This window comes from Brevundimonas sp. (genome assembly GCF_044239655.1).
Taxonomy (GTDB): domain Bacteria; phylum Pseudomonadota; class Alphaproteobacteria; order Caulobacterales; family Caulobacteraceae; genus Brevundimonas.
The window spans coordinates 1-3943 of record NZ_JBIIAY010000184.1; the positions used below are offsets into that span (position 1 = coordinate 1).

A 3943-nucleotide genomic window follows, 5' to 3' on the forward strand; every position below is an offset into this window, starting at 1 on the left:
GAACGCCGACCACATGAACCAGAACCTGGGCAAGGCCGGTCGCGTCCGTCACATGGGCTTCCGCCCGCACGTTCGCGGCGTCGCCATGAACCCGGTCGATCACCCGCACGGCGGCGGCGAAGGCCGCACCTCCGGTGGCCGCACCCCCGTCACGCCGTGGGGTAAGGACACCAAGGGCACCCGTACCCGCAAGAACAAGGCGACGGACAAGTTCATCATCCGTACCCGCCACGTTAAGAAGGCTCGCTAAAGATGGCCCGCTCCTCCTGGAAAGGCCCGTTCGTCGACGGGTATCTGCTCAAGAAGGCCGACGCCGTTCAGACGTCGGGCCGCAAGGACGTGATCAAAACCTGGTCGCGCCGCTCCACCATCCTGCCGCAGTTCGTCGGTCTGACGTTCGGTGTCCACAACGGTCACAAGCACGTCCCCGTGCACGTGAACGAGGACATGGTCGGCATGAAACTGGGCGAGTTCTCGCCCACCCGTTCGTTCCCCGGCCACGCCGCGGACAAGAAAGCGAAGCGGAAGTAGTCATGCCCAAGACCAACAACACCCGCCGCGTCGGCGCAACGGAGGCCCGCGCCAAGCTGGTCAACGTCCGCATCAGCCCCCAGAAGCTGAACCTGGTCGCCGCCTCGATCCGCGGTCTGCCGGTTCAGAAGGCGCTGAACGAGCTGGAATTCAGCCGCAAGCGCATCTCCGACGACGTCCGCAAGGTCCTGTATTCGGCCGTGTCGAACGCCGAGAACAACCACAACCTCGACATCGACAACCTGGTCGTCGCCGAGGCCTTCGTGGGCAAGAACCTGGTGATGAAGCGTTTCGCGAGCCGTGCTCGTGGTCGCTCGTCGCGTATCCTGAAACCGTTCAGCGAGATCACCATCGTGGTCCGTGAAGCCGGCGAGGCCGCCTGATGGGTCAGAAAATCAATCCGATCGGTTTCCGCCTCGGCGTGAACCGTACCTGGGACAGCCGCTGGTTCGCTGACGGCCCGTCCTACGCTCGCCTGCTGCACCAGGACATCAAGCTGCGTACCTGGCTGCGTGAGCGGCTGAACGCCGCTGGCGTCTCGCGCATCATCATCGAGCGTCCGCACAAGAAGTGCCGCGTGACGATCTATGCCGCCCGTCCCGGCGTCGTGATCGGCAAGAAGGGCGCCGACATCGAGAAGCTCCGCAAGGACATCTCGGCCCGTACCGAAGGCGAAGTTCACCTGAACATCGTCGAAGTGCGCAAACCCGAGACCGACGCCCAGCTGATCGCCGAGAACATCGCGCAGCAGCTGGAACGCCGGATCGCCTTCCGTCGTGCCATGAAGCGTTCGATGCAGGCCGCGATGCGTCTGGGTGCCAAGGGCGTCCGGATCAACGTCTCGGGTCGCCTCGGCGGTGCCGAAATCGCTCGTATGGAATGGTACCGCGAAGGTCGCGTGCCGTTGCACACCCTGCGCGCTGACATCGACTACGGCTTCATTGAGGCCAAGACGACCTACGGCATCATTGGTGTGAAGGTCTGGGTCTTCAAGGGTGAAGTCCTGGAACACGATCCGATGGCGCAGGACAAGCGTTGGGCTCTGGAAGCCGCCGGTCCGTCGTCGAACGAAGGCCGTGGTGGTGATCGCGGTGGTCGTAACGACCGTGGTCAGCGTCGTGGGCGTGAGGGCTAAGTCATGCTGCAACCGAAGAAAACTCAATACCGCAAGGCCTTCAAGGGCCGTATCCACGGTGCCGCCAAGGGTGGCTTCTCGCTGAACTTCGGGTCCTATGGCCTGAAGACGCTGGAGCCGGAACGCATCACGGCGCGTCAGATCGAGGCGGCCCGCCGCGCGATCACCCGTCAGATGAAGCGTCAGGGCCGTGTCTGGATCCGCATCTTCCCGGACCTTCCGGTCTCGGGCAAGCCTGCCGAAGTCCGCATGGGCAAGGGCAAGGGCGCGGTGGATCACTGGGCGGCGCGCTGCCACCCGGGCCGGATCCTGTTTGAAATCGACGGCGTCGCCGACGACGTGGCCCGCGAGGCCCTGCGTCTGGGTGCCGCCAAGCTGCCGGTCCGCACCAAGGTGGTCACCCGCCTGGACGCCGGTATCGCTCACGTGGAGCACGTCGCCTGATGACCAAGATCGCTGATCTGCGCTCGCAGACGCCGGACCAGCTGGGCGACCAGCTGCTCTCGCTGAAGAAAGAGCAATTCAACCTGCGCTTCCAGGCCGCCACCGGCCAGATGGAAAAGACTCACCGCGTTGGTGAAGTCCGCAAAGATATCGCCCGCATCTCCACGCTTCTGCGTGAGAAGCGTTCGGCTTCGTAAGGAAACACCATGCCCAAACGTATCCTGGAAGGTGTGGTTGTGTCCGACAAGGGCGACAAGACCGTCGTCGTCGTCGTCCAACGCACGCTGCTGCACCCGGTCATGAAAAAGATCGTGCGCCTGTCCAAGAAGTACCACGCCCACGACGAAGCGAACGCCTTCAAGGAAGGCGATGTCGCCCGCATCGTGGAATGCGCCCCCAAGTCCAAGCTGAAGCGCTGGGAAGTCCTGTCCAAGGACACCCCGGCCTCGGCGTCGTAATCAGAAGGATCTGACACTATGATCCAGATGCAAACTAACCTGGAAGTGGCCGATAATTCGGGCGCCCGCCGGGTCATGTGCATCAAGGTGCTCGGCGGCGCTAAGCGTCGCTACGCCTCGGTCGGAGACACCATCGTCGCTTCGGTGAAGGAAGCGATCCCGCGCGGCCGCGTGAAGAAGGGTGAGGTCGTTCGGGCCATCGTCGTTCGCACCGCCAAGGACATCCAGCGCAAGGACGGTTCCGTCATTCGCTTCGACAAGTCCGCCGCCGTCATCGTCAACAAGCAGAACGAGCCGGTCGGCACGCGGATCTTTGGCCCTGTTCCCCGCGAACTGCGCGCCAAGAACCACATGAAGATCATCTCGCTGGCTCCGGAGGTCCTGTAGTCATGGCCGCCAAGATCAAGAAGGGCGACCGCGTCGTCGTCCTGGCAGGTAAAGACAAGGGCCGTACCGGCGCTGTCACCAAGGTCCTGCCGACCGAAAACCGCGTCCTGGTTCAGGGCGTGAACATGGTGCAACGTCACACGCGGCCGTCGCAAGGCGACCCGCAGGGCGGCATCAAGAACAAGGAAGCCTCGCTTCACCTGTCGAACGTCGCGATCGCCGACGCCAACGGCAAGGCGACCCGCGTCGGCTTCCGCGTCGAGGGCGACAAGAAGGTCCGGTTCGCCAAGACGACTGGAGACGTCATCTGATGGCCGAGACCGCATACACCCCTCGTCTCAAGGACGACTACAACAGCCGCATCCGCGCCGTGATGACCGAGAAGTTCGGCTACACGAACCCGATGCAACTGCCCAAGCTCGACAAGATCGTGCTGAACATGGGTATCGGCGAAGCCGTGGCGGATTCGAAGAAGGCCAATGCGGCCCTCAAGGATCTGACGCAGATCGCCGGCCAGAAGGCGGTCCCGACCAAGGCCCGCAACTCCATCGCCGGCTTCAAGCTGCGCGAAGGCATGATCATCGGCGGCAAGGTCACCCTGCGCGGCGACCAGATGTACGAGTTCCTCGACCGTCTGATCACGATCGCCCTGCCGCGCGTGAAGGACTTCCGTGGCCTGAAGCCGACGTCGTTCGACGGCCGCGGCAACTACGCCATGGGCCTCAAGGAACACATCGTGTTCCCCGAGATCAACTACGATCAGATCGACCAGATGTGGGGCATGGACATCATCGTCTGCACCACGGCCAGGACCGACGACGAGGCGCGCGCGCTTCTGACCGAGTTCAAGTTCCCGTTCGTGAAGAACTGAGCGGGAAGGGAAAAGCACAATGGCAAAGAAAAGCGCCGTAAACCGCAACGAAGCCGTCAAGGCCCTGGTTGCGAAGTATGCCGCGAAGCGGGCCGCCCTCAAGGCGACCGCCAACGA

General features: G+C 63.3%; 9 protein-coding genes and 2 pseudogenes. All 11 read left to right on the forward strand.

What is annotated here, in order from left to right:
* A pseudogene (gene rplB / locus ACILQR_RS15885) lies at positions 1–250 on the forward strand (50S ribosomal protein L2); the annotation flags it as partial.
* Positions 251–252: 2 nt separating this feature from the next.
* The gene (rpsS, locus tag ACILQR_RS15890; protein ID WP_271146908.1) at positions 253–531 is read left to right on the forward strand and encodes a 30S ribosomal protein S19; all 279 of its coding nucleotides are present in this window, start codon (positions 253–255) and stop codon (positions 529–531) included.
* A 2-nt stretch (positions 532–533) separates the two neighbouring features.
* Positions 534–914, forward strand: coding sequence for a 50S ribosomal protein L22 (gene rplV, locus ACILQR_RS15895; RefSeq protein ID WP_271146909.1), 381 nt, complete (start codon positions 534–536; stop codon positions 912–914).
* The gene (gene rpsC, locus ACILQR_RS15900) at positions 914–1666 is read left to right on the forward strand and encodes a 30S ribosomal protein S3 (RefSeq protein WP_271146910.1); all 753 of its coding nucleotides are present in this window, start codon (positions 914–916) and stop codon (positions 1664–1666) included. Before rplV ends, rpsC begins: the two co-directional genes overlap by 1 nt.
* A 3-nt stretch (positions 1667–1669) precedes the next feature.
* A complete protein-coding gene (gene rplP, locus ACILQR_RS15905; RefSeq protein WP_271146911.1) occupies positions 1670–2110 on the forward strand; it encodes a 50S ribosomal protein L16 in 441 nt (146 codons plus the stop codon).
* The gene (gene rpmC / locus ACILQR_RS15910; RefSeq protein ID WP_271085875.1) at positions 2110–2307 is read left to right on the forward strand and encodes a 50S ribosomal protein L29; all 198 of its coding nucleotides are present in this window, start codon (positions 2110–2112) and stop codon (positions 2305–2307) included. Before rplP ends, rpmC begins: the two co-directional genes overlap by 1 nt.
* Before the next feature lie 9 nt (positions 2308–2316).
* Positions 2317–2568, forward strand: coding sequence for a 30S ribosomal protein S17 (gene rpsQ, locus ACILQR_RS15915; protein WP_183213200.1), 252 nt, complete (start codon positions 2317–2319; stop codon positions 2566–2568).
* 18 nt (positions 2569–2586) lie between these two features.
* Positions 2587–2955: a 50S ribosomal protein L14 gene (gene rplN / locus ACILQR_RS15920; RefSeq protein WP_077354965.1), complete on the forward strand. Its 369-nt coding sequence runs from the start codon at positions 2587–2589 to the stop codon at positions 2953–2955.
* A gap of 2 nt (positions 2956–2957) precedes the next feature.
* On the forward strand, positions 2958–3266 hold the full coding sequence (gene rplX / locus ACILQR_RS15925; RefSeq protein ID WP_395652350.1) for a 50S ribosomal protein L24: 309 nt from the start codon (positions 2958–2960) through the stop codon (positions 3264–3266).
* Positions 3266–3826: a 50S ribosomal protein L5 gene (gene rplE, locus ACILQR_RS15930; RefSeq protein WP_271146913.1), complete on the forward strand. Its 561-nt coding sequence runs from the start codon at positions 3266–3268 to the stop codon at positions 3824–3826. Before rplX ends, rplE begins: the two co-directional genes overlap by 1 nt.
* 19 nt (positions 3827–3845) lie before the next feature.
* Positions 3846–3943 (forward strand): annotated as a pseudogene (locus tag ACILQR_RS15935) (30S ribosomal protein S14); the annotation flags it as partial.

Coding starts and splice junctions, on each gene's coding strand:
- rplN (WP_077354965.1), top strand. CDS start 2,587: ATGATCCAGATGCAAACTAACCTGGAAGTGGCCGATAATTCGGGCGCC.
- rplE (WP_271146913.1), top strand. CDS start 3,266: ATGGCCGAGACCGCATACACCCCTCGTCTCAAGGACGACTACAACAGC.
- rpsC (WP_271146910.1), top strand. CDS start 914: ATGGGTCAGAAAATCAATCCGATCGGTTTCCGCCTCGGCGTGAACCGT.
- rplV (WP_271146909.1), top strand. CDS start 534: ATGCCCAAGACCAACAACACCCGCCGCGTCGGCGCAACGGAGGCCCGC.
- rpmC (WP_271085875.1), top strand. CDS start 2,110: ATGACCAAGATCGCTGATCTGCGCTCGCAGACGCCGGACCAGCTGGGC.
- rplX (WP_395652350.1), top strand. CDS start 2,958: ATGGCCGCCAAGATCAAGAAGGGCGACCGCGTCGTCGTCCTGGCAGGT.
- rpsS (WP_271146908.1), top strand. CDS start 253: ATGGCCCGCTCCTCCTGGAAAGGCCCGTTCGTCGACGGGTATCTGCTC.
- rplP (WP_271146911.1), top strand. CDS start 1,670: ATGCTGCAACCGAAGAAAACTCAATACCGCAAGGCCTTCAAGGGCCGT.
- rpsQ (WP_183213200.1), top strand. CDS start 2,317: ATGCCCAAACGTATCCTGGAAGGTGTGGTTGTGTCCGACAAGGGCGAC.